Origin of the sequence: Erythrobacter sp. (genome assembly GCF_023653175.1) — a bacterium.
In the GTDB taxonomy this organism is placed as follows: domain Bacteria; phylum Pseudomonadota; class Alphaproteobacteria; order Sphingomonadales; family Sphingomonadaceae; genus Erythrobacter.
In genome coordinates, this window is record NZ_JAMNXL010000021.1 from 1 (window position 1) to 19,377 (window position 19,377).

The following is a 19,377-nucleotide window of genomic DNA, read 5'->3' on the forward strand; positions in this document are numbered from 1 at the left end:
CCACAATCGGTCGTTTACGAATCTGAGATCAAGCGTCCGTTTCCGCCGGAAGCCGCCATTCCGATTTCCGGAGCCCGCATCGGCCCCGCTCATGACTGATCGTGGGTGGAAAGCTACCGCTGCCACCCTTCAGGCGTGGCTTGAGACCAACACCTCTGAGTCCCGCCAGAGCTGCGCCACGAGAGCGTCATCCTGCGCAAGCGACGAGGGATGCGGCCACGTCAGCGCCCCTCGCCGCAGGGCCGCATATGTCCGGCCCTCCGGCGCCTCCACGCTGGTCGCAAGACAATGGAGACCTCGTCCGGCGTCGCTCAAGCGGTTCATGCCCTTCGCGAAGGGAACCATCAGCGGCAAAAGCGGCCACAACAGCGCGCGTATCGGCCAGGGCTGGCTTCGCGCAAGGCCCGTCCCGGGCGTGAGGCCCGGATCATAGGCGAAGACACTCCACCCGCCGGTGCGCGCCTCCTCGCTTTGCGCGAGATAGCGAGCCGTCATCAGATTGGCGAGTTTCGAGCTCGAATAGGCGCGCAGGCCCGCCACCAGGGGCGAGGCGTCGCGCTGGGGGTCTTCATCGGGATAAGCCAGCCACCGGGCATTGGCATGGCGCGGCGCAGGAACCCCGGTCTTCTCGCGCGGATCATGCGTCCCGCTCGAGGTGATGACGATTCTCGCGCCCGGTGAGAAGCGCGCAAGCAGCAGGCGGAGCAGCAGGAAATGCGCCAGGTGGTTGGCCGCGAAAGTGGCCTCGAACCCATCCTTGCTGCGCGCGGACACGTCCGGGCGCTGCCCCCCCGCATTGAGGACGAGCCGGTCGATCGGACCTTCCGGCAAGGCGGCGACGAACGCGCGCACGCTGGCAAGGCTGCCGAGGTCGAGCGGGAGCGCCGTCCATCCCGAAGGCACGGAAGCGGCATCGCGCGCGCCCATCACGAGGATCTCGTCCTCGCGCGCTTCCGCAGCGAGGCGCTCCGCAGCATTGCGGCCTAGCCCGCGGGTTCCGCCTGTCATGACTGTGAGCATCGTCAATCCTTACGCCGTAAAGTTTACGACGCATAGTTTGGGCGCTAGGAGCCGTCAAGATGAGACCCAAGGCGTCCTATCATCATGGAGAACTGCGCGCGGCGCTGATCGAGGCAGCGTTGCTGGCGCTCGAGAATGACGGCATGCGCGCGCTGAGCTTGCGGAGCCTGGCCCGCAGTGTCGGGGTCAGTCCGATGGCACCCTATCACCATTTCGCCGATCGCTCCGACCTCATGGTTGCCATCGCTGTCGAGGGGTTCAGGCGGCTTCAGACCAGCAAGGAGCGCGCGCTCTTGGAAGCCGGCGACCACCCCGCCAGGGGCCTTGTCGCCGGGGCGGTCAACTACGTCGATTTCATGATTGCCCATCCCAACCTTCATCGGCTGATGCACGAGATCCATTCGGCTGAAGGGGCCATCCGCGGCGATCTGGCCGAGGCGGCCGCGGCGCCGGCTGCGAGCCTGCTCCAGCTCGTCGAACGGCTGCTCAGCACGCGTTCAAGCACCTATGCAGCGCAAAGGGCGGCAACGTCGATTTGGAGCTTGGCTCACGGAGTCGGCACTTTAACACTCAGCGGCCAAATAGACCCCTCGCAGGCGAAAGCGGTAGTTCAGGCGGGGGCAGAGGCGCTTATCAGGGGCTGGCTTGCTGACTGACATCTGCGTGTTGCCGGAGACAGTGCTCGTCCGGATGACCGAAATGGGGTCGATTGCTGGTTGGCGGGATTTTTCCAGAAACGGGGCAAAGCCGTCGTTCGCGGCCGGACTGGAGCCGTGGCGGCTGCCGCCCCAGACCCAGTCATTCCCCAGCGTCAATGGCAACGGCTGCTTTCGTCCGTTCGTACTCAATCTCCTTTTCGAGTAATCGGATCGAACGCCTGCGCCGCCGCAACGATTTCCACGTTGGCGCCGTGCAGTATGCGAAGCTCATCGCCGTGCGGCATCAGCACGAGGCTCATGCGATTGCGGCCTGGCGGGCTCATGTGTCCGCCCGGAGTGCGGTAGGCCCCCACGGCCCAGCGGATAACGGCGATCGAACCGCCGTCTCCGATCGGAACGATCGACTCGATCGCCTCCAGCGTTATCGGCACGCCGCGAAACATCTGGTCGAAATAGGCTCGGTGTGCCCGGTCAACGTCGGCGATGCCCTGCCAGTGCATGCCGACGATGTTCACCCAGTGCACCCGTGTGTCGTAGAGCGCGCGCATGGCGTCCATGTCCGAGGCGTTCCAAGCGGTCTGATAGCCGTCGACAACGGCGCGCACGCGCTTCTCCTGCTCAGCAGCATTCACCGGGCCGCTCCGTGCGTTTGCGCCCGCCAAGCCGAGTGTTGCTCCTGCCATCGCCTTGACTACCCCGCGCCTGTCCATCGCATTCCCCACTTCTGGCGATGACTTTGCATCGAAGCGGTCCGGGCGCATTGAACAAAAGCGTCATGCCTGAACGCACGCCCATGACCCAAAAAAGCGTTGGGGCGCGGCATCACAGAGTGCGCGGGTGTCGCGAATGAGGTGCGCCTGATCGGCGTAACCGGCGGCGTGCGCGAGCTCAGTCCAGCTCGCCTGGGGCGTAGCTAGCCGTTGCTTCATGACCCAGTCGAGCCGCAGGATGCGAGCGTAAAGCTTCGGCGCCACCCCGACTTGCGACCTGAAGCGCCGCGTGAACTGGCGTGGGCTTAGCCCGGCACGGCCCGCAAGCTCGCGAATTGGCACCCGTCCGCCCGCGCGTGCCAGGATCGTGGCCGCATGCGCCACCGCATCGGGCGGTGCGGAATCGGCGAGGCGAGCGGCCACCCAGCTCTCGGCCGCCGCTACACGTTCCTCGAACGAAGTTGCGCGGCGCAGCCGGTCGTGAAGCAGCTGCGCGGCCAATCTGCTGACATGGAGGGCTGACGCCTCGCGATCGACCAGCGCCTCGGCCGAAAGGCCGAACAGGACGTGCAATCCTGCAGGTTGAAAAGCGACCGTGAAGGTCAGGATGTCGCCGCCGAGGACAATGGAGACGCGCCGATCTACCTGCGGCCCCAGCATGGTCATGGTGGGCGCTTCAGCGACAGACCCTGTTGCGTCCTTCGTAGCGTAAGGTTCTGCGAGGTAGATCTCGAGCAGATGATCGGGCCGCGCCGCCGTTGCGCCGACGAGCATGCTGTTGCCGAGTGCCCCTTCTCGCTCGCTGAAATATCGCACAACCGACTGGAGCGGCGCTGGTGCCAAGCGACGTCGGACATTCATGGTTCGCGTCTCCCGGGCTTGGGCTCGCTTGCTAAGCTACAGCCTTAGGTGCCCGACCACAATCGGATTGCCTTCATCTTGGGTCTTCCGGCGGCTGCGAGGCGCACGAACTTCTGCCGGTAGGTGCTTGGGCTCAATTGCATTCGGGCACGAAATTGGTGTCGGGCATGATGCCAAGTGTTCGGCTCTTGGCTCGCATCCAAGCGCAAATCGGGTCAGGGCCGCGATGCAGCGCACCGCGGCCCTGACGAGTGATCAGCGGAACGACCCGCTCAGCATCACACCGATCACGCGGGGATCGTTGTAGATCCCGGCCCGGTAGTTCAGCGTGTCGATCGCCCCGATCAGGTTGGTACGGTTCGTCAGGTTCCGGGCGAAGACGGCGATCTCGTAGTCGCCGAAGGCATAGCCGATCTTGCCGCCGATCTCGTAATTGCCCTCGGCCCGGTATTCGACCGAACGGTAGAGCACGAGATTGGTCGCGCCCTGGATGTTGAAGTCGCCTGCCAAGAACAGCCCGCTCTGGTCGCCGATCGGCAAATCGTAGCGCGCGCTGAGGTTGATGTTGTAGTCGGGCGCGTTGGGGAAGGGATTGCCGTCGATCTGCGCGAAAAAGTTGTTGCCCACCCGCACCGTGGGGTTGAGCACGGTCTGCGACAGCACGCCGCCCGCAGCACCCACCTGCGCGAAAACGGTCGGATCGTTGATCTCGGTGTGGAGGACACTGATCCCTGCGTTGATCTGCAGGTTGCGCACCGGCCGTGCCGACAATTCGGCCTCGAAGCCGTAGCCCTCGCCCTGATCGCCATTGAACAGCACGCCGTTGCCGTTGCTGTCGTTGCCGTTCAGCTGGATGTCGTCGACCGTGTAATAGAAGCCGGCTAGGCTGAAGTTGAGGCGGTCACCGAAAGGCGCCGACTTCAGGCCGATTTCGTAGCTGGTGCTCTTTTCCGAATCCGCGGTCGAATAGGCCGAGGCGAACACGGCCGAGCGGCCCTGAATGGTCGGCCCGCGGAAGCCCCTCGCATAGCGCGCGAAGACGCTGGTCTCGGGCGAGATCCGGTAGAGCAGCGCCGCGTCCCAGCTCGGCTGGGTGTCCGAAAGCCTGCAATCGAACGCCGCCCCGCAGGCATAGGACGAGGTCGGCGCGGTCGCCGGCACGTTCAGGCGGGTGAAGTTCGGGTTTTCGGTCAGCCGGGTGTTGCGCACGTCATTGGTGATGCGCAGACCGCCGGTCAGCGTCAGGGCGTCGGTCACGTCGTAGCTTGCCTGACCGAAGGCAGCCCAGCTGGTGTTGACGTTGCGCAGACGGATGAAATTGTTGGGGTTGGGCGTCGTCCCCAGCGAATTGTTGATCAGGAAGAACGAACGCTGGGCGAACTCGGTCCGGTCGCGCGAATCGAAGTAGATCCCGCCGATCTGCCACTTGAAGCGCCCCTCGTCGGGGCTGGCGAGGCGCACTTCCTGGCTCCACTGGTCGAGCCCGAGCAGGCGTCCGCGCGATTGGCCGCAGCCGGCGGCGCAGATGTTGGGCGCGACGCCTCCGAAATTGGCAGCCGCCCCGCCGTCGGTGTCGCCGCGGCTGAAGCCGGACGCGTGTTCCCAGGCGGTGATCGAGGTCAGCGTGGCGAAACCGAAATCGATATCCGCCTTCAGCGAGATGCCGTGGGTGTTGTAGCCCTGCGGGTTGTTCTCGGCCTCGTCATAGGCGACGATACCGCGGTCGAAGCCTTCGGGCACTTCATCGGTGCCGACCCGGATCGAGCCGCGGTAGAAGATCGAGGCCGTGCCGTCATAATCGCGCACGTGACCCGACAGGCGCAGGCTGACGGCATCGCTGGGCCGGGCGAGGATCTGCAGCCGGGCGTTGCGTTCGGTGAAGCCGCCCATGACGTTGCGCCCGGGCACCGTGCCGTCGTCCGAAGGACCAGTATAGATGTTGTCGATCCAATCGTCGCGGTGCTGGAGCAGCCCCGACAGGCGGAAGCTCAGGCTCCCGTCGCTGTTGAGCGGGCCGCCAATGCCCAGATCGGCGTTGATGCTGTTGAACGTGCCATAGCTGACCGATCCCTGCCCGCGCCAGGTGTCGCTGGGCTGGGCGGTGTCGAACTTGACAATCCCCGCCGTGGTGTTGCGCCCGAATAGCGAGCCCTGCGGGCCCTTAAGGACCTCGACCTGCGCGATGTCGTAGGCCGGGTTGGACTTGAGCACCACGTGTTCGCCGATGACATCGTCCTGAATGATCGACACCGGCTGCGAGGCACCGAGGTAAAAGTCGATATTCCCGAGCCCGCGGATGTAGAAGCGCGGGAAAATGCGCCCCGTGGTCGATTCGACATAGAGGCCCGGCACACGGCCCGAAAGCGACAGCAGCGTGTCGGCCCCGCCTGCCTGGTAGTCCCGCAGTGCTTCCGGGCCGAGGACGGACACCGTCACTGGCACATCGAGCGTGCGTTCCGAGCGGCGCTGCGCGGTGACGATGATGTCGCCTTCCGCATCGGGTTCTGACGCGGGCGACGATGCCTCGTCGTCGCCGGGCCTGGCAGTCTGTGCATGCGCAGCCGCCGACATGACGGTAGCCGCCGCTCCTGTGAGGAGCAGCGCAATCAATCTCTTTGTCTTCATTCTTGAATGCCCCGTGCATACGAGAGGCAACATGCCCCCTTCCCGATGCGGCGTGGCCGATGTCATCGAAATGGGACGGCGTTGTGACAGCAGTTATGAAGATTTGCAGATAATGCCGGAACCCACACACGGCACGTCGTGCACAATGATGCGCGCGTGACGAGCACCGCCTTGCATGTCGCTGTCGCTCCCTAGCGGCGGTCCCATCCGACCCGGTCCAGCGCTCTGCGAAGCACCGGCGGGCCGGCCACCGGTCGCCGCGTTTCCCGGTCGACGAAGACCTGCACGAAAAAGCCATCTGCCGCAGCATCGGCAGTGCCCGGTGCGAAGGCACCCAGCTCGTAACGCACGCTCGATGTTCCTGGCCGACAGGCCTTCAGGCCGATCTCGACATCGCCCGGAAAGGCTAGGGGTTTGGCATAGCGGCAGCCGGATTCGACCACCAGACCGATCACCGCGCCGTCCGCGAGATCGAGCCCGCCCTGCTCGACCAGATAGGTGTTCACCATGGTGTCGAACCATGCATAGTGCACGGCTTGCTGACGTGACCATAGACGTCGTTGTCGGCCCTGCGGGTGGTGAGCCTGCGGAATACCGAATAGTCCGAACGCGCGCGCAGCGGCGGCCTGCTCGCAGCGCCGCCTCGTAGAGCGCCCGCAGCGCAGCCGGTCGCGCCGCCGCCACAGTCCGCGCCCGCGCCCGCGCCCGCGCCGGCGCGGCAAGCGCATTCGAATTGGCCGAAGCCGAGGCGGATCTCCTGGCCGCAGAGGCGGGAACCATCACCGCCTAAGCGAACCAGCACGAGGCATGGGCCAACGTCCACCTCGCTCTCGGAGCTGGCTGGACACCCGGTTGACTGGTCGGACGGAAATTGGCTGTGTGGCAGGTCTTGGCTGAGAACCTGCCGCAGACTACGTAAAGCGGGAATGACCGCAAAGTCCCAAGTCCAGCCATCTTGGCCGATCTGGCACTCCGTCCACGTTTGATTGATTAGCAGGCCGAGCGCAAATGTTGCGAGTGGGATCACTTCTCGACAGCGATTGACGCTCGTGCTTGAGGCGGGACTGGCCTAGGGAAGTCACAGCAAAAGCGTAAGCCACAATTGAGTGCCGAACGCTGGAGATTCGAACCTTTGCTGTGGATGACGCCTAGGGGGTCCAGATGGGGGTTCAACTGGAAAATCCTGCCAAATAAGGACTCGAATTCAGCATCTAACGGGCATCTTTCGAGTCCTCTTCTGCACCACATCTACATCCGAGAATTTCCGGTAATGTCTGGAAAGAATGGCGCTTTTCTGCCATTCTTACCATTCAATCGGTCCCGGAAAATCCCAGAAAATCCGGACAAAGCCAGATGGATTCGGGAACAGAATTGGGGGAAAGATGGGCGAAAGGGGGCCTCGGGCCAGTTGCCTTTGCCCCCAGCCCCGATCCGACGATCCGGACCTGAGAATTTCCGCGGCCATGCCGGAGTGCATGCCATGCCGCTTACCGATTTCGAGATCCGCAAGTTCCAACCTGCGCCTCGGGCGGCCTATCTCTACGCCGCCTTTCTCGGCGATGCGCTCGCGCGCTTCGACGGCGGGATCGTGGTGGGCGGGGACGGGATGCTGTTTTCGCTCCCGCCGCGGACGAGGTGATCGATCGCCGCAAGCTCCTGTGACGTCGGCCTAGCGCGGCGCGGACCGGGTGTTGTCGACGAGGCGGAAGCCGATGTGGTCCGTGCCGAGATCGCGCTCCTGAAACTGGCGCGCGGCGGGCCGGTAGCGCGCGCAGTAATTGGCCGCGCACAAATATGATCCGCCCTTGATCACATTGACCGGCTGGCCGGGGCGGGCCGCGTTGGTGGTCCATTCCCAGACATTGCCGATCATGTCGTGCAAGCCGAAAGCATTGGCGGGAAAGCAGCCCACCGGCGCGCGCGCGGTGAAGCCGTCTTCGCCAAGATCGCGGGCCGGGAAGACGCCCTGGTAATAATTCGCATTCGGCTTGCCAGAGGCATCCTTGGGCTCTGGCAAGGCCTCGGCTCCGGCCCGCGCGGCGAATTCCCACTGTTCCTCGCTCGGCAGGCTCAGCCCCGCCCATCGGGCATAGGCGAGCGCATCGTTGTAGGTGACCTGCACCACCGGATCGCGCTCCCGCCCGGCAATCGCGCTTTTGGGGCCTGAGGGGTGCTGCCAGTTCGCGCCGGGCACCCATCCCCACCAGTTGCGATTGTCCTGCGTCGGCACGCGGAACACGGCCGAGCCGGGTTGCAGCATTTCGGGCGGAGCATCGGGCAGTGCGGGCGGAGAGCGTTCGGCCTCGGTGCGGTAACCGGTTGCAGCGACGAAGGCGGCGAACTGGGCGTTGGTGACTTCGGTGCGGCTCATCCAGAAGCCTTCGACCGCAACGTCGCGCGGTGGCCCTTCCTCAGGGTAGCGGGCATCCGCGCCCATGGTGAAACGACCGCCGGGGATCCACACCATGCCGGGCTCGGCGAGCCCGGTGCAGGTGGCGGCGGCCTGCCGGGGCGTGTCCTGCGGCGGAGCCTCACCGCAGGCGGAAACCGCAAGCAGCACCGGGAGCAGCCCAAGGGGCGCGCTTGCGATCTGCCGCCGCGTTTGCCTGTCCCACTTGTCGCCTTCCTCGATCATCCTTACTCCACCCACAGCGTATGTCTGCCCATGACCCATCTTCGGCCAGCATGCGCCATTCGGCTCACCCGCGCCAGCCGCATCGCCGCGCATCCATTGACACCACTCGCATCGGAAATGTAGTGCATTAATTCGGGAGAGGGAGAATGCGGATGCAAGTGGGTCGATCGGTGCTGCTGGGGCTTGTCGCCGTCATCGCGCTCCTCATGGCCGGCAATGCAGCGCTGTGGTTGTTGGTGCCTGAGCGGGCGGCTGAGGCCCTGAAGATGCCATTGCTGACCGGCCCGGCGCTGAGCAGCCAGATGGATATCGGCGCGTTCTTTCTGGCCGCTGCCTGCTTTATCGGACTCGCGCTGATCACCCGCGAGCGCCCGTGGTTCATCGCTGCGGCCGTGCCGCTGCTGGGCGCAGCCGCTTACCGCACCGCCGCCTTCCTGTTCCACGGAGCACCGTTCCTCGCCGACATGGTGGGGATCGAGATCTCGATGGGCGCGATCCTGATCATCGCCAGCCGCGTGCTCGGACGCGAGCGCGGGAGCAACGGTTAAGCCGTGCGGAGCCTGTGCGCCAAGCGGCTGCTGCCGCTCCTTGCTCTTGCCGCGATGGTGGGCGCGGCCGCTCCGGCAGCCGCGCCGGACAAGCGACCCAATGTCGTGATCATCCTCGCTGACGATGTCGCGCTGATGGATTTCGGCGCCTATGGCGGCGAGGCGCGCACCCCCAATATCGACGCGCTGGCGGGGCGCGGGGCGCTGTTCACCCAATACCGCGCCTCGCCGCTGTGTTCGCCATCGCGCGCGATGCTGCTGACCGGCATGGACGCGCACCTCACCGGGGTCGCCACCATTCCCGAAGTCCTGCCCGAGGAACAGAAGGGCCAGCCGGGCTACAGGATGGCGCTGGAGCCGGGCGTACTGACGCTGGCCGACCGGCTGCGGGCGCAGGGCTATCGCACGGTGATGGCGGGCAAGTGGCACATGGGCGAGGCGGCGGGCGAGATGCCGCAGGCCCACGGCTTCGATCGCAGCTTTGCCCTCGCCGCCTCGGGCGCGGACAATTGGGCCGACCAGTCCTACATGCCCTATTACAAGGACGCGCCGTGGTTCGAGGACGGGGTCGAGACCAGCCTGCCTGAGGATTTCTATTCCTCGCGCTTCATTGTCGACACGGCGATCGACTATCTCGCCGAGACCGATCCGGCCAAGCCGTTCTTCGCCTATCTTCCGTTTCAGGCGATCCACATTCCGGTGCAGGCGCCCAAGGAATTCATCGACCGCTACAAGGGGCGCTATGACAAGGGCTGGGAGGCGCTGCGCAAGGAACGCCACCAACGGGCGCAGGCGCTGGGCCTGATCCCGCAAGGCGCGCCGCTCGCCGACCTTCCGCCCGATTTCCGTGCCTGGGACAGCCTCTCTGCCGAGACCCGCGCGCTCTATGCCGCGCGCATGGAAGTGAACGCGGCGATGCTGGAAGCGATGGACTTCCACATCGGGCGGCTGATCGCGCATCTCAAGGCGAAGGGTGAGTACGAGAACACGATCTTCATCGTCTCCTCCGACAACGGCCCTGAACCGTCGCGCGGGGACGACACGGTAACCCTCGGCCTGTTCCACTGGCTGACCGGCTATCACATCGGCGCCGAGAATATGGGCGGCCCCGGGTCGTGGGGCTTCATCGGCCCCGAATGGGCCGCTGCCGCTGCGACCCCCGGCGCGTGGTTCAAGTTCTACGCCACCGAAGGCGGAATCCGGGTGCCGCTGATCATGGCCGGGCCCGGCATTGCCCCGCAAAAGGTCTCCACCCCGGCGATGATCACTGACGTCGCCCCGACCGTGCTCGACTGGCTCGATGTCGATCCGCAGGCGAGCAAGGGCAAGCCGATCACCGGGCGCAGCCTGCTCCCGGTGCTCGCAGGCGAGGCCGACAGCGCCTATGGCCCTGACGAGGCCCGCGCGGTCGAGGTGTCGGGCAATTCCGCGCTCTATCTGGGCGATTACAAGATCACCCGCAGCGTGCCTCCGGTCGGCGATGGCCGGTGGCGGCTCTACAATCTGGCGCGCGATCCGGGCGAGACCAACGACCTCAGCGCCAGCGAGCCTGCCATTATGCAGCGGATGCTCGCCGAATACGCCGCCTATGCCGCGCGGGTGGGCGTGCTGGAGATGCCCGAGGGCTATGATTCCATGAAGCAGGTCACCCGCAATGTCGGCGCGCGGCTACTCGGCAATTACCCTTGGCTATATGGCGTGCTGGCGGGAATCCTGCTGGTGCTGGTCGCGGTGGCCTGGCTGGCGCTGCGCGGGATCCGCGTGCTGATGCGCCGCCGCCGGGCGGCCTAGCCGACGCGGGTCGCGATCACGCAAGTACGCTTGAGACCCGCGTCGCGATCGCCCAGCGCACGGCGATAGGCGGGGAGCTGCTCCATCGCGAAGATCGCGGTGGGATCGGGATAGATCATCGCCGCAACGTCATCCCAAGGCCCCTGCCAATCCGGGCTGGCTGGGCGAACCAGCATGGCTGTGATCGTGCCGGCAAACAGGAACTGTCCGCCCACCGTATGCACCGCCTTGAAAGCCTCGCGGCCATAGCGCAGGTAGGCCGCGCGCCCATCCACCGCATCGCCCCCGGCCGCGGCGAAGTATTCGAGGAAATTGACCATCGTCACAGGCGCATCGCCCGTCAGCGCCTGAGCCTTGGCGATGGCTTCGATCGTTGGCAGCAACTCGCGCCGTCCTTCGATGTGATCAATGAGGGTCGGCAGCGGCCCCTGCGGCCGCCGGGTCAGCCCGAGCAGATGGCGCAACCGCAGCACCCCCAGCGCAAGGGCGGGAACGGGCGTGAGTTCAACCTCGGCCACGAACATGTCCGACAAGCCCGGCTGTGTCTTCAGCTCCGCCACGGCGCGCGTGTCGGGCGGCAGGATCAGGTAGTCGGTCCAATAGGCATCGCTCTCACCGATCAGCGTGAACTGGGCCGATGCAGTCCACAGGGCGTCAGGAGCGATCAGGCGGAAGACCGGATCATCCTGCCGCAACGCTGCAAAGATGACTGTGCCATGCCGATAGATCCGCCGCGATGGCTGGCGCAGGCCGGTGATCGTGGCCGCCGCAACCGCCAGCACGATCAGTCCGGCGACGGCGGCCAGGCCGGTCAGCACAGGGGTCATCGTCCGCTCTCCCGCTCTTGCATCGACCGGGGCATCAATTGGGCCACAGGATGTACTCATCCCCCTTGGCGACAGGCTGATCGATGGTCTTGTCGATCACGACGGGGCTGATCAGGCTGTGCGGCCACAGCGAGGGCGCGGCGTTGGTGTGATGCGCGGCGAGCAGAGCCTTCAGCTGGGCGACCTTCTGCGGCTGCTGGCCCGCAAGGTTGCTGCGCTCGCCCGGATCGGCGGCGAGGTTGAACAGCCAGGTCTTGTTCTGGTTGCCATCGACCTGCAGTTTCCAGTCGCCCGCGCGCACGACCCGATAGGCCCCCGATTGCCAGAAGATCGCATCATCCTTGCGCTTGAGCGGGCCGGTGCCGAAGGCGGCAGGCATGAAGTTGACCCCGTCGATCACGCGGTCACGCGGAAGCGGCACGCCCGCGGCCGCGGCGAGGCTGGGGAAAAGGTCGATATGCGCCACCGGGGTATCGACGACCGTTCCCCGGGCGATCCGGGCTGGCCACTTGACGAACATCGGCACCCGGATGCCGCCCTCGAACAGGGTGACCTTCCAGCCTCTGAAGGGTGCATTGACCTCGGGGATGCCGATATAGCCCGGTGCGCCATTGTCGCTGCTCAGCACCACGATCGTGTTGTCGGCCAGCCCCTCGGCCTCGAGCTTGTCCATCACCCGCCCGATGCTGCGGTCCACCGCGCGGATCATCGCCGCATAGACCCGCGCGTGATGGGGGGCGATATCGCCGACCGCCTCGTAATCCTCCTTCGTCGCCTGCAACGGGGTGTGCGGTGCCCAATGCGCAAGGTGGAGAAAGAAGGGGCGATGACGGTTGGCCTCGATCACGCGCAGGGTTTCGTCGGTCCACCAATCGGTGAGATAGCCGCCCGGCTTGAATGGCTCGCCGCCATTATAGGATGCGGCAAAGCTCATCGCGGCCCACAGGGTCTTGTCGATCGGATCGAAATCGAGCGGGGCGTTGACGACGTTCGGATCGTCTTCGGGCAGATAGAGCCCGCTGTGCATCAGCAGGCTTTCGTCGAAGCCTTGCGCATTGGGCAGGAATTGCGGGCTGTTGCCGAGATGCCACTTGCCGATGTGGATGGTGTGGTAATCCTGCTGCTTCAGCAGTTCGGCGATGGTGACTTCCGATCCCGGCAGGCCCTTGTTGCGGAACGGCAGATCATCGTCATTGACTTCGGAATTGACCTTTAGGGGAGGCAGGTGGCTCTGCTTGCGATCTGCAGCGAAGGCCGCCAGCACATTGGTCATGCCGTCGGGCGTCGGCGTGAATTCGAACCCGGTGCGGGTAGGGTAGCGCCCGGTCATCAGCATTGCGCGAGACGGCGCGCAGGTTCCGGTCCCGGAATAGGCTTGGCTGAAGATCGCGCCTTGCGCCGCCAGCCTGTCGATATTGGGGGTGGGCACCTTGCCTCCCGCAATTCCGCCCCCAAAGGTCGTGATGTCGTTGTAGCCCAGATCATCTAGCAGGATGAACACGATATTGGGCGGCCGGTCGGCGAGTGGTGCGGTCGCTTGCGTTGGGCCCTGATCCCAAGACACGGGCCGGGTCGGGCCGGCCTCGATCCTGTTCGCCTTCGCCCGATTGAGCGCGATGGCCTGAATGATCGTGTTGCGATTGAGCCACCCCAGCGTGCCCGTCAGCAGCACGGCGAGCAGCGCAACGATCCCGATCTTCTTCAGCATTCTGGTTCCCCTCAGTGCTGCCATGCGGCGCGCCGCAAGCCAAGAGCGCCGGTTTTTGCAGCCCTTCGCACGCCACTTCCACCCCAAGATTAATGGGAGCAATTAAAAAATGCAATCGCCCCGCCCGCTTGCGGCGAGATTCCGGCGTGAACCGGTCGCTTGCAACTCCGCTCTTGCGGATGCGACAATAATGTATACCATTAATGCAATCAATCAGCTGCCACGACGGATGGCGGCCGTCGACTGGGGAGGGTATATTGTTGCGAGTCCATCGGGGAAATCTGCCCGTCACACATCGTTCGGCTCTGGCGCTGAGCGCCGCGCTGCCGGCTCTGCTGATCGGCCTTGCTGCGCCGGTCCATGCCCAAGAGCGGACTGACGCTGACCCGGACGGGGAAGATGTGCAGGTGCCGGGTGTGCCCGTCATCGTGGTGACGGCGACCAAACGTGAGCAGACCCTTCAGGAAGCGCCGGTCGCCGTTTCGGTTGTCGGCGCCGAGGAGATCGAACGGGCCGAGGTTCAGGATCTGCTCGATCTGCAGACGCTGGTGCCCTCCTTGGCGGTGCGGCAGGGGCAGACTTCGGGCAACACCACCTTCTTCATCCGCGGCTTCGGCAATGGCCAGAACGCGATCGGGCTCGAGCCTTCGGTCGGCGTGTTCGTCGACGGCGTCTACCGCTCGCGCTCGGCGGCAGCGATTTCGGACCTGCCCAATCTCGAGCGGGTCGAAGTGCTGCGCGGCCCGCAGTCGACGCTGTTCGGAAAGAACGCTTCGGCCGGGATCATTTCGGTCACCACCCGCAAGCCGCAATTCGAATGGGCCGGCGCGGTTGAAGCCAGCATCGGCAACTATGATCTGCGGCGCTTCGATGCCTATGCCACCGGACCGCTGACCGGGAACCTCGCCGCCTCGCTGTCGGGCAATTACAACCGCCGCGACGGCTTCTTCGAAGACCTCGGCACCGGCACCGACACCAACCAGCGTGATCGCTGGGGCGTGCGCGGCGACATCCTGTGGGAGCCGTCGCTCGACATCAGCTTCCGCCTGATCGCCGACTACGACAAGATCGACGAAGTGTGCTGCGGCGTCACCAACGTGATCGAGGGGCCGACCGGTGCCAATGTGCGCGCGATCGGCGGACAATTTGTCTCGGAAAATCCTTTCTCCTACGAGGTGTACTACGACGTTGTGCCTACCAACGCGATCGAGAACGCGGGTGTCTCGTTGCAGGGCGATGTCGACTTCGGCTTTGCCGCGCTGACCAGCATCACCGCTTATCGCAGCAACAGCAACGCCTCCGATTTCGATGCCGACGTCACCGATCTTTCGCTGTTCAGCAAGGTCGCCCAACAGAGCGAGATCGAGACTTTCACCCAGGAAATCCGGCTGCAATCCGTGGGCGCCGGGAAGCTCATCGACTGGACCATCGGCGGCTTCTATTTTGACGAGAAGCTGGAGGTCAGCAACCAGATTGCCAACGGCACGGATTATCGCCGCTATCTCGACTCCTTGATCGGCAGCCCGCAGGTTTTGGTCAATCTCACGAACCTCATTGCTCAGGCCACCGGGACCCCCCCGCCCACGCTGGGCGGCGCAGGTCAGGGGATCACCGATAACAGCCGTCAGGACAACACGGCATGGTCGATTTTCGCTTCGGCCGATCTCAACATCACCGACCGGCTGACCGCGACCTTCGGCATCAGCTATACCGAGGACGAAAAAGCGGTCAGCTTGAGCGCGGTCAGCACCGAGGTGCTATCGAGCCAGAATCTCGACCAGCTGGGCTACGCGGCGAGCCTTTCGCAGCTGCTGGTCGCAAGGGGCGTCAATCCGACCAACCCTGCCCAGGTCGGTGGTTTCATCCAGACCAACCCGCAGGTCTACGCCCAGCTCCAGCAACAGGCGCTGGCGGTTGCCAGGGGCCCGAGCAATCCGTTCAACGCGGTGCGCGCACTCCAGCCCTTTCCCGCCTTTCTCGGCTTCCCCAACGCGGTCGAGGACGGGAGGAGCAACGACAACAGCACCGATTTCACCGCGCGGCTGGCCTATGAGGTGACCGACAATATCAATGTCTACGCCTCCTATGCGACCGGCTTCAAGGCGACCTCGTGGAACCTCTCGCGCCAGAGCCGGCCGGTTTCGGGCGACTACACCCCCGGCAATCCGGTGTTCGATCGCTTTACCCAGCGGCCGGTGTTCGTGACGCCCGCCTCGCCGATCACCAATGCCGGGCTGAGCCTCGTCAACCTGTCAACGGGCACCCGCTTTGCCGGTCCCGAGGATGCCGAGGTCTATGAGCTCGGGCTCAAGGCGGCGTTCGACCGGTTGAGCTTCAACCTCACCGTGTTCGACCAGACGATCCAGAACTTCCAGACCAATGTCTTTCTCGACAATGGTTTTGTCCTCGCCAATGCGGCGGAGCAATCGACTTTCGGGGTGGAGTTCGACTTCACCTGGAACCCCTACCAGGGGCTGATCCTGTCCGGCGGGGCGACCTTCCTCGATCCGGTCTATGACAGCTTCCCCAATTTCGGGAACGGGATCGATGTGTCCGGGCAGCAGCCGCAGGGCATAGCCGAAACCCAGTTCAGCCTTGCGGCCAATTACGGGTTCACCATCGGCGACCTCGACGCCTTTGTCCGGGCCGACTGGCAGCATATCGGCGATGCGCCGTTCTTCGATGATCCCGCCCAGGAGGCGATCATCGATGCCGCCGGCTTCACGCGCGAACAGAACCTGATCAACACCTCGCTGGGCATCCGGACACAGAGCGGGTTCGCCGTGAGCCTGTGGGCCCGCAACCTGTTCAATGACGAATATCTCGTCTTTGCCACCCCGACAGTCCTGCAGGTGGGATCGTTCAGCAGCGCGCCAGGCCAGCCGCGCACCTTCGGCGTAACCCTGCGCAAGTCGTTCTGAAGCGGACGATGGCAAGGCTCCTCGGATACCTTGCCCTGCTGCCGCCGGTGCTGCTGGCGCTGATCTTCGGGGCGCAGGGTATAATGTGGCTCGTCAATCCCGCCGTGGTCGTCAGGTTCTGGGGCTTTGCCTTGCCCGAAGGCGGCCTAGGCCTGAGCTCGATGATCGGCGCGCTGGCCAGCTGGTGCATGACCATCGCTGTGTGCCTGGTGCTGGCACTGATCCGCCGACAGCGCATCTGGTACTATCCGCCGATGCTGATGTTGGGCCTGTTCGCGGTCGGTCGGATTGTCGCAGGGACGGCTCACGGAGCGCCGCATCTGCCTGAACGCTATGGGCCAGAACTGGTCTTCGTCGGCCTGCTCTATCTTGCATCGCGCAGCACTGCCGGTCCGCGCGAAGCTTGAACTGCGCTCCGAAAGCCATTATCGGAGTTAATGCGTTGCATTACACTTTATGCGGCGCCCGAGCCGCAGGGTGGGCCAAGGAGAGCCAAGCATGATGATGAAGATTCTTATCGGCCTTGGCTGCGTGCTGGTGCCTGCGCTGGGCGGTGTGGTGTGGATGACCCGCGACGGTGCGGCCGTCACGCCGCAGGGATCGGGCACCGTCGCCACCGCCTCGGGCACATTCGAAGCCTTCGCGCTGCCTGACTACGCCGCTGCCGCCCTGCCCGAAGGCTACAAGAGCTATCTCATCGAGGTCGAGCCAGGGATCAAGATTCACGTGCTTGAAGCGGGTGCGGGCACTCCGGTCTATCTCCAGCACGGCAACCCGACCAATGGCATGCTCTACCGCAAGGTCTGGCAGGAACTGCCGACGGACAGGATGCGGCTGATCATGCCGACAATGGTCGGGCTCGGCTTTTCCACCAAGGTTCCGGCAAGCCAGCACACGCTCGAAAACCACATCCGCTGGATGAACGCGGCGCTGCGCCAGCTGGATCTGGGCGGAGTCGTCTATGTCGGGCAGGATTGGGGCGGCGCGGTGGGGCTTGGCGCGCTGATGCGCTCGCCCGAACTGCTCAAGGGCATGGTCATTCTCAACACGGGCTGGACCGCACCGAAGGAGAAGTTCGAGCTCTCGCGCCCGCATGCCATCGCCGCCACCCCGATCGTCGGCGAACTCCTGCTGGAGAACGTCGTCTCGATCTTCGACCGTCTGCACGAGACCCAGGGCGATCCCGCCTCGTTCCCGCCTGAAGTCGCGGCACTCTATGCCCGCCCGGTGCGCGAGAGCGGCAACATCAAGGGGCCGCTGGCGCTGATGCGGATGGTGCCGACCGGCCCCGATCACCCGACCTCCAAGCCGATGAGCGCAATCGAGGCCTATGCGGGAGCGCTCGAAGTGCCCACCGAGATCGTATGGGGCATGCGCGACCCGATCCTCGCACGCGCCCTGCCGACGATGAAGGCGATGTACCCCGAGGCGCGGGTCACCGAGACGCAGGCCGGTCACTTCCTGCAGGAAGAGGTGCCGGTCGAAATCGCCGCGGCCATCGAACGCGTGGTCGCGGCGGTCGAAGCGAAGTAGACCCCGCGCGCCGCTATCGGCCCAGCTGGCGCAGGTTCGCCTCGTGCCTCGCCTCGTCGATCCGATACTGCGCAATCACCGCGATCATGCTGAGCCACAGTGCCAGCACCAGCGGCACGTAAAGCGCGCCCATCCACCACAGCGTGTCGGCGCCGACATCTTCGACCTTGGCCCCTGTCGGCAAGGCGGCGAATGTCAGAACCGCACTTGCCGCCATCACGCCAAGGCCGCGCACCGATTTGTCGACGAAGGTCTCGGCTGCGTTGAAGACGCCCTCGGATCGCCGCCCGGTCGTGACCTCGCTGTCCTCGACCAGATCGGCCAGCATCGCGGCGAACAGGATCTGGAAGCAGATGATCAGGCCGACATCGATCACCTGCGCGCTCAGCACGAACCAGAACACGAAGGGATCGTCGTTGGGCGGCAGCAGGCCGGCGAGCCGCAACACGATCGGCAGCGGCGCGCCGAGGAAGGCGACGAGGCCGACGATGATCGCCCCGCGCTTCTTGCCGAGCCGGCGCGAGACCAGCGGGGCGAGCACGAAACCGATCAGCGCGGCAGCAAAGGTGCCAAGGAACACCATCCCGGTCTCGATCTCGCTGAACCCCCAGAAATAGGTGAAGAAATAAAGCGACATGCCCGAACTCAATCCCGCCGCGATGCCGAACAGCATGGCGCCCGCGAACAGCGCGAGGAAGGAGCGGTTCGACAGGGTCTCGATCAATTCGCCGAAGATCAGCCCCAGCGTGAAGCGGCGCTTCGGCGGCGCAGGCGTGAGGTAGGGAATGCGCGAATGAACACCGACTGATCCAATCAGGATCGACAACAGGATCACCACCGCAGCGACGATGCCATAGGTGAGGTAGGCCTCGGGATTGAAGCGGCCGTCGGCAATCTCCGGGGTCTTCGAGCGCGGGAACAGGATGAAGAACATCCACACCGACACCGCATTGCCCCCCGTCCAGCCGAGGAAATAGCGCAGGCTGATCAGCGACGTGCGCTCGCTGTAATCGGGTGTCAGATCGGGGGTAAGCGCAGCCGACGGGGTGCGGTAGAAGGTGAGCGCGGTCCGCACCGTCACGGCCAGCACCAGCAGATACCAGAACAATACGGTCTGGCTTGCACCTTCCGGGGGCGACCACAGCAGGAAAAAGCTCAAGCCCACCGGTACCGCCGAGGCATACATCATCGGATGCCGCCGGCCCCAGCGCGAATGGAAATTGTCCGACCAATAGCCGACGATGGGATCGCTGATCGCGTCGCAGACGAGCGCGATCAGGATCGCCAAGCCCACGAGCCTTGCATCCAGCCCGACCACCTGACTGTAGTAGATGAGCAGAAAGAACTCGAACCCACCAGTCGCCACCCCTGGTGCGACCGCACCGAAGCCGAAAGCCAGTTTGGTCCAGCGCCCAAGCGGCGGTACCGCGGCCGCAGCCGGTTTCGCGGCGGTAGCGCCGCGGTCATCATCATGCACAGGCGCTCTCCCCAAGGCGCGCGATGCCGGGCCATTACAATTTGTCCCCGGCTTGCTATCTC

Annotated in this window: 16 protein-coding genes; 7 read left to right on the forward strand and 9 right to left on the reverse strand. The window is 64.8% G+C overall.

Annotated elements, in window-relative coordinates; genetic code table 11:
- Positions 1-129: 129 nt before the first annotated feature.
- The gene (locus NBV68_RS04370) at positions 130-1,020 is read right to left on the reverse strand and encodes an SDR family NAD(P)-dependent oxidoreductase (protein ID WP_296307535.1); all 891 of its coding nucleotides are present in this window, start codon (positions 1,018-1,020) and stop codon (positions 130-132) included.
- Positions 1,021-1,079: 59 nt separating this feature from the next.
- On the opposite strand from NBV68_RS04370, the gene NBV68_RS04375 reads away from it, so the two are divergent.
- Positions 1,080-1,676, forward strand: coding sequence for a TetR/AcrR family transcriptional regulator (locus NBV68_RS04375; RefSeq protein WP_296307536.1), 597 nt, complete (start codon positions 1,080-1,082; stop codon positions 1,674-1,676).
- A gap of 188 nt (positions 1,677-1,864) precedes the next feature.
- Here NBV68_RS04375 and NBV68_RS04380 read toward each other — a convergent pair whose 3' ends face one another.
- The 4 genes from NBV68_RS04380 to NBV68_RS04395 all read right to left on the reverse strand — a co-directional run bounded on the left by NBV68_RS04380 (position 1,865) and on the right by NBV68_RS04395 (position 6,408).
- Positions 1,865-2,311 carry an SgcJ/EcaC family oxidoreductase gene (locus tag NBV68_RS04380; RefSeq protein ID WP_296307537.1) on the reverse strand — a complete coding sequence of 149 codons (447 nt, stop codon included), beginning with the start codon at positions 2,309-2,311 and terminating at the stop codon, positions 1,865-1,867.
- Positions 2,312-2,452: 141 nt separating this feature from the next.
- Positions 2,453-3,163 carry an AraC family transcriptional regulator gene (locus NBV68_RS04385; protein WP_296307539.1) on the reverse strand — a complete coding sequence of 237 codons (711 nt, stop codon included), beginning with the start codon at positions 3,161-3,163 and terminating at the stop codon, positions 2,453-2,455.
- Between the two features lie 342 nt (positions 3,164-3,505).
- Complete coding sequence (locus NBV68_RS04390; RefSeq protein ID WP_296307540.1) at positions 3,506-5,875, reverse strand: TonB-dependent receptor; 2,370 nt, start codon at positions 5,873-5,875, stop codon at positions 3,506-3,508.
- Positions 5,876-6,066: 191 nt separating this feature from the next.
- Complete coding sequence (locus NBV68_RS04395; RefSeq protein WP_296307541.1) at positions 6,067-6,408, reverse strand: acyl-CoA thioesterase; 342 nt, start codon at positions 6,406-6,408, stop codon at positions 6,067-6,069.
- Positions 6,409-7,355: 947 nt separating this feature from the next.
- Here NBV68_RS04395 and NBV68_RS04400 point away from each other — a divergent pair.
- A complete protein-coding gene (locus tag NBV68_RS04400) occupies positions 7,356-7,514 on the forward strand; it encodes a hypothetical protein (protein ID WP_296307543.1) in 159 nt (52 codons plus the stop codon).
- Positions 7,515-7,544: 30 nt separating this feature from the next.
- Here the strand turns inward: NBV68_RS04400 and NBV68_RS04405 are convergent, their stop codons facing one another.
- Positions 7,545-8,510, reverse strand: coding sequence for a formylglycine-generating enzyme family protein (locus tag NBV68_RS04405; protein ID WP_296307544.1), 966 nt, complete (start codon positions 8,508-8,510; stop codon positions 7,545-7,547).
- Between the two features lie 146 nt (positions 8,511-8,656).
- Between NBV68_RS04405 and NBV68_RS04410 the strand changes: the two genes are divergently transcribed.
- Together NBV68_RS04410 and NBV68_RS04415 are read left to right on the forward strand one after the other, a co-directional pair.
- On the forward strand, positions 8,657-9,058 hold the full coding sequence (locus NBV68_RS04410) for a hypothetical protein (RefSeq protein ID WP_296307545.1): 402 nt from the start codon (positions 8,657-8,659) through the stop codon (positions 9,056-9,058).
- 3 nt (positions 9,059-9,061) lie between these two features.
- Entirely contained in the window at positions 9,062-10,849 is a 1,788-nt protein-coding gene (locus NBV68_RS04415) for a sulfatase-like hydrolase/transferase (RefSeq protein WP_296307547.1), read from the forward strand.
- On the opposite strand, the gene NBV68_RS04420 is transcribed toward NBV68_RS04415, so the two are convergent.
- The gene (locus NBV68_RS04420) at positions 10,846-11,676 is read right to left on the reverse strand and encodes a hypothetical protein (RefSeq protein WP_296307549.1); all 831 of its coding nucleotides are present in this window, start codon (positions 11,674-11,676) and stop codon (positions 10,846-10,848) included. The two genes, NBV68_RS04415 and NBV68_RS04420, sit on opposite strands and share 4 nt — an antisense overlap.
- Before the next feature lie 34 nt (positions 11,677-11,710).
- The gene (locus NBV68_RS04425; protein WP_296307551.1) at positions 11,711-13,384 is read right to left on the reverse strand and encodes a sulfatase; all 1,674 of its coding nucleotides are present in this window, start codon (positions 13,382-13,384) and stop codon (positions 11,711-11,713) included.
- Between the two features lie 257 nt (positions 13,385-13,641).
- Here NBV68_RS04425 and NBV68_RS04430 point away from each other — a divergent pair, with 257 nt between their 5' ends.
- From NBV68_RS04430 to NBV68_RS04440, 3 genes are all read left to right on the forward strand, one after another.
- The gene (locus tag NBV68_RS04430; RefSeq protein ID WP_296307553.1) at positions 13,642-16,305 is read left to right on the forward strand and encodes a TonB-dependent receptor; all 2,664 of its coding nucleotides are present in this window, start codon (positions 13,642-13,644) and stop codon (positions 16,303-16,305) included.
- 8 nt (positions 16,306-16,313) lie between these two features.
- Entirely contained in the window at positions 16,314-16,712 is a 399-nt protein-coding gene (locus tag NBV68_RS04435; RefSeq protein ID WP_296307554.1) for a hypothetical protein, read from the forward strand.
- 91 nt (positions 16,713-16,803) lie between these two features.
- Complete coding sequence (locus NBV68_RS04440) at positions 16,804-17,838, forward strand: alpha/beta fold hydrolase (protein WP_296307556.1); 1,035 nt, start codon at positions 16,804-16,806, stop codon at positions 17,836-17,838.
- 13 nt (positions 17,839-17,851) lie between these two features.
- Here NBV68_RS04440 and NBV68_RS04445 read toward each other — a convergent pair whose 3' ends face one another.
- Positions 17,852-19,315, reverse strand: a complete 1,464-nt coding sequence (locus NBV68_RS04445) for an MFS transporter (protein ID WP_296307557.1) — start codon at positions 19,313-19,315, stop codon at positions 17,852-17,854.
- Positions 19,316-19,377: the final 62 nt, after the last annotated feature.

Excerpts from the sequence above, each read along its gene's own strand:
- NBV68_RS04370 (WP_296307535.1), bottom strand. The coding sequence starts at position 1,020 with ATGCTCACAGTCATGACAGGCGGAACCCGCGGGCTAGGCCGCAATGCT.
- NBV68_RS04385 (WP_296307539.1), bottom strand. The coding sequence starts at position 3,163 with ATGCTCGTCGGCGCAACGGCGGCGCGGCCCGATCATCTGCTCGAGATC.
- NBV68_RS04410 (WP_296307545.1), top strand. The coding sequence starts at position 8,657 with ATGCGGATGCAAGTGGGTCGATCGGTGCTGCTGGGGCTTGTCGCCGTC.
- NBV68_RS04400 (WP_296307543.1), top strand. The coding sequence starts at position 7,356 with ATGCCGCTTACCGATTTCGAGATCCGCAAGTTCCAACCTGCGCCTCGG.
- NBV68_RS04425 (WP_296307551.1), bottom strand. The coding sequence starts at position 13,384 with ATGCTGAAGAAGATCGGGATCGTTGCGCTGCTCGCCGTGCTGCTGACG.
- NBV68_RS04405 (WP_296307544.1), bottom strand. The coding sequence starts at position 8,510 with ATGATCGAGGAAGGCGACAAGTGGGACAGGCAAACGCGGCGGCAGATC.
- NBV68_RS04375 (WP_296307536.1), top strand. The coding sequence starts at position 1,080 with ATGAGACCCAAGGCGTCCTATCATCATGGAGAACTGCGCGCGGCGCTG.
- NBV68_RS04435 (WP_296307554.1), top strand. The coding sequence starts at position 16,314 with ATGGCAAGGCTCCTCGGATACCTTGCCCTGCTGCCGCCGGTGCTGCTG.
- NBV68_RS04390 (WP_296307540.1), bottom strand. The coding sequence starts at position 5,875 with ATGAAGACAAAGAGATTGATTGCGCTGCTCCTCACAGGAGCGGCGGCT.
- NBV68_RS04440 (WP_296307556.1), top strand. The coding sequence starts at position 16,804 with ATGATGATGAAGATTCTTATCGGCCTTGGCTGCGTGCTGGTGCCTGCG.
- NBV68_RS04420 (WP_296307549.1), bottom strand. The coding sequence starts at position 11,676 with ATGACCCCTGTGCTGACCGGCCTGGCCGCCGTCGCCGGACTGATCGTG.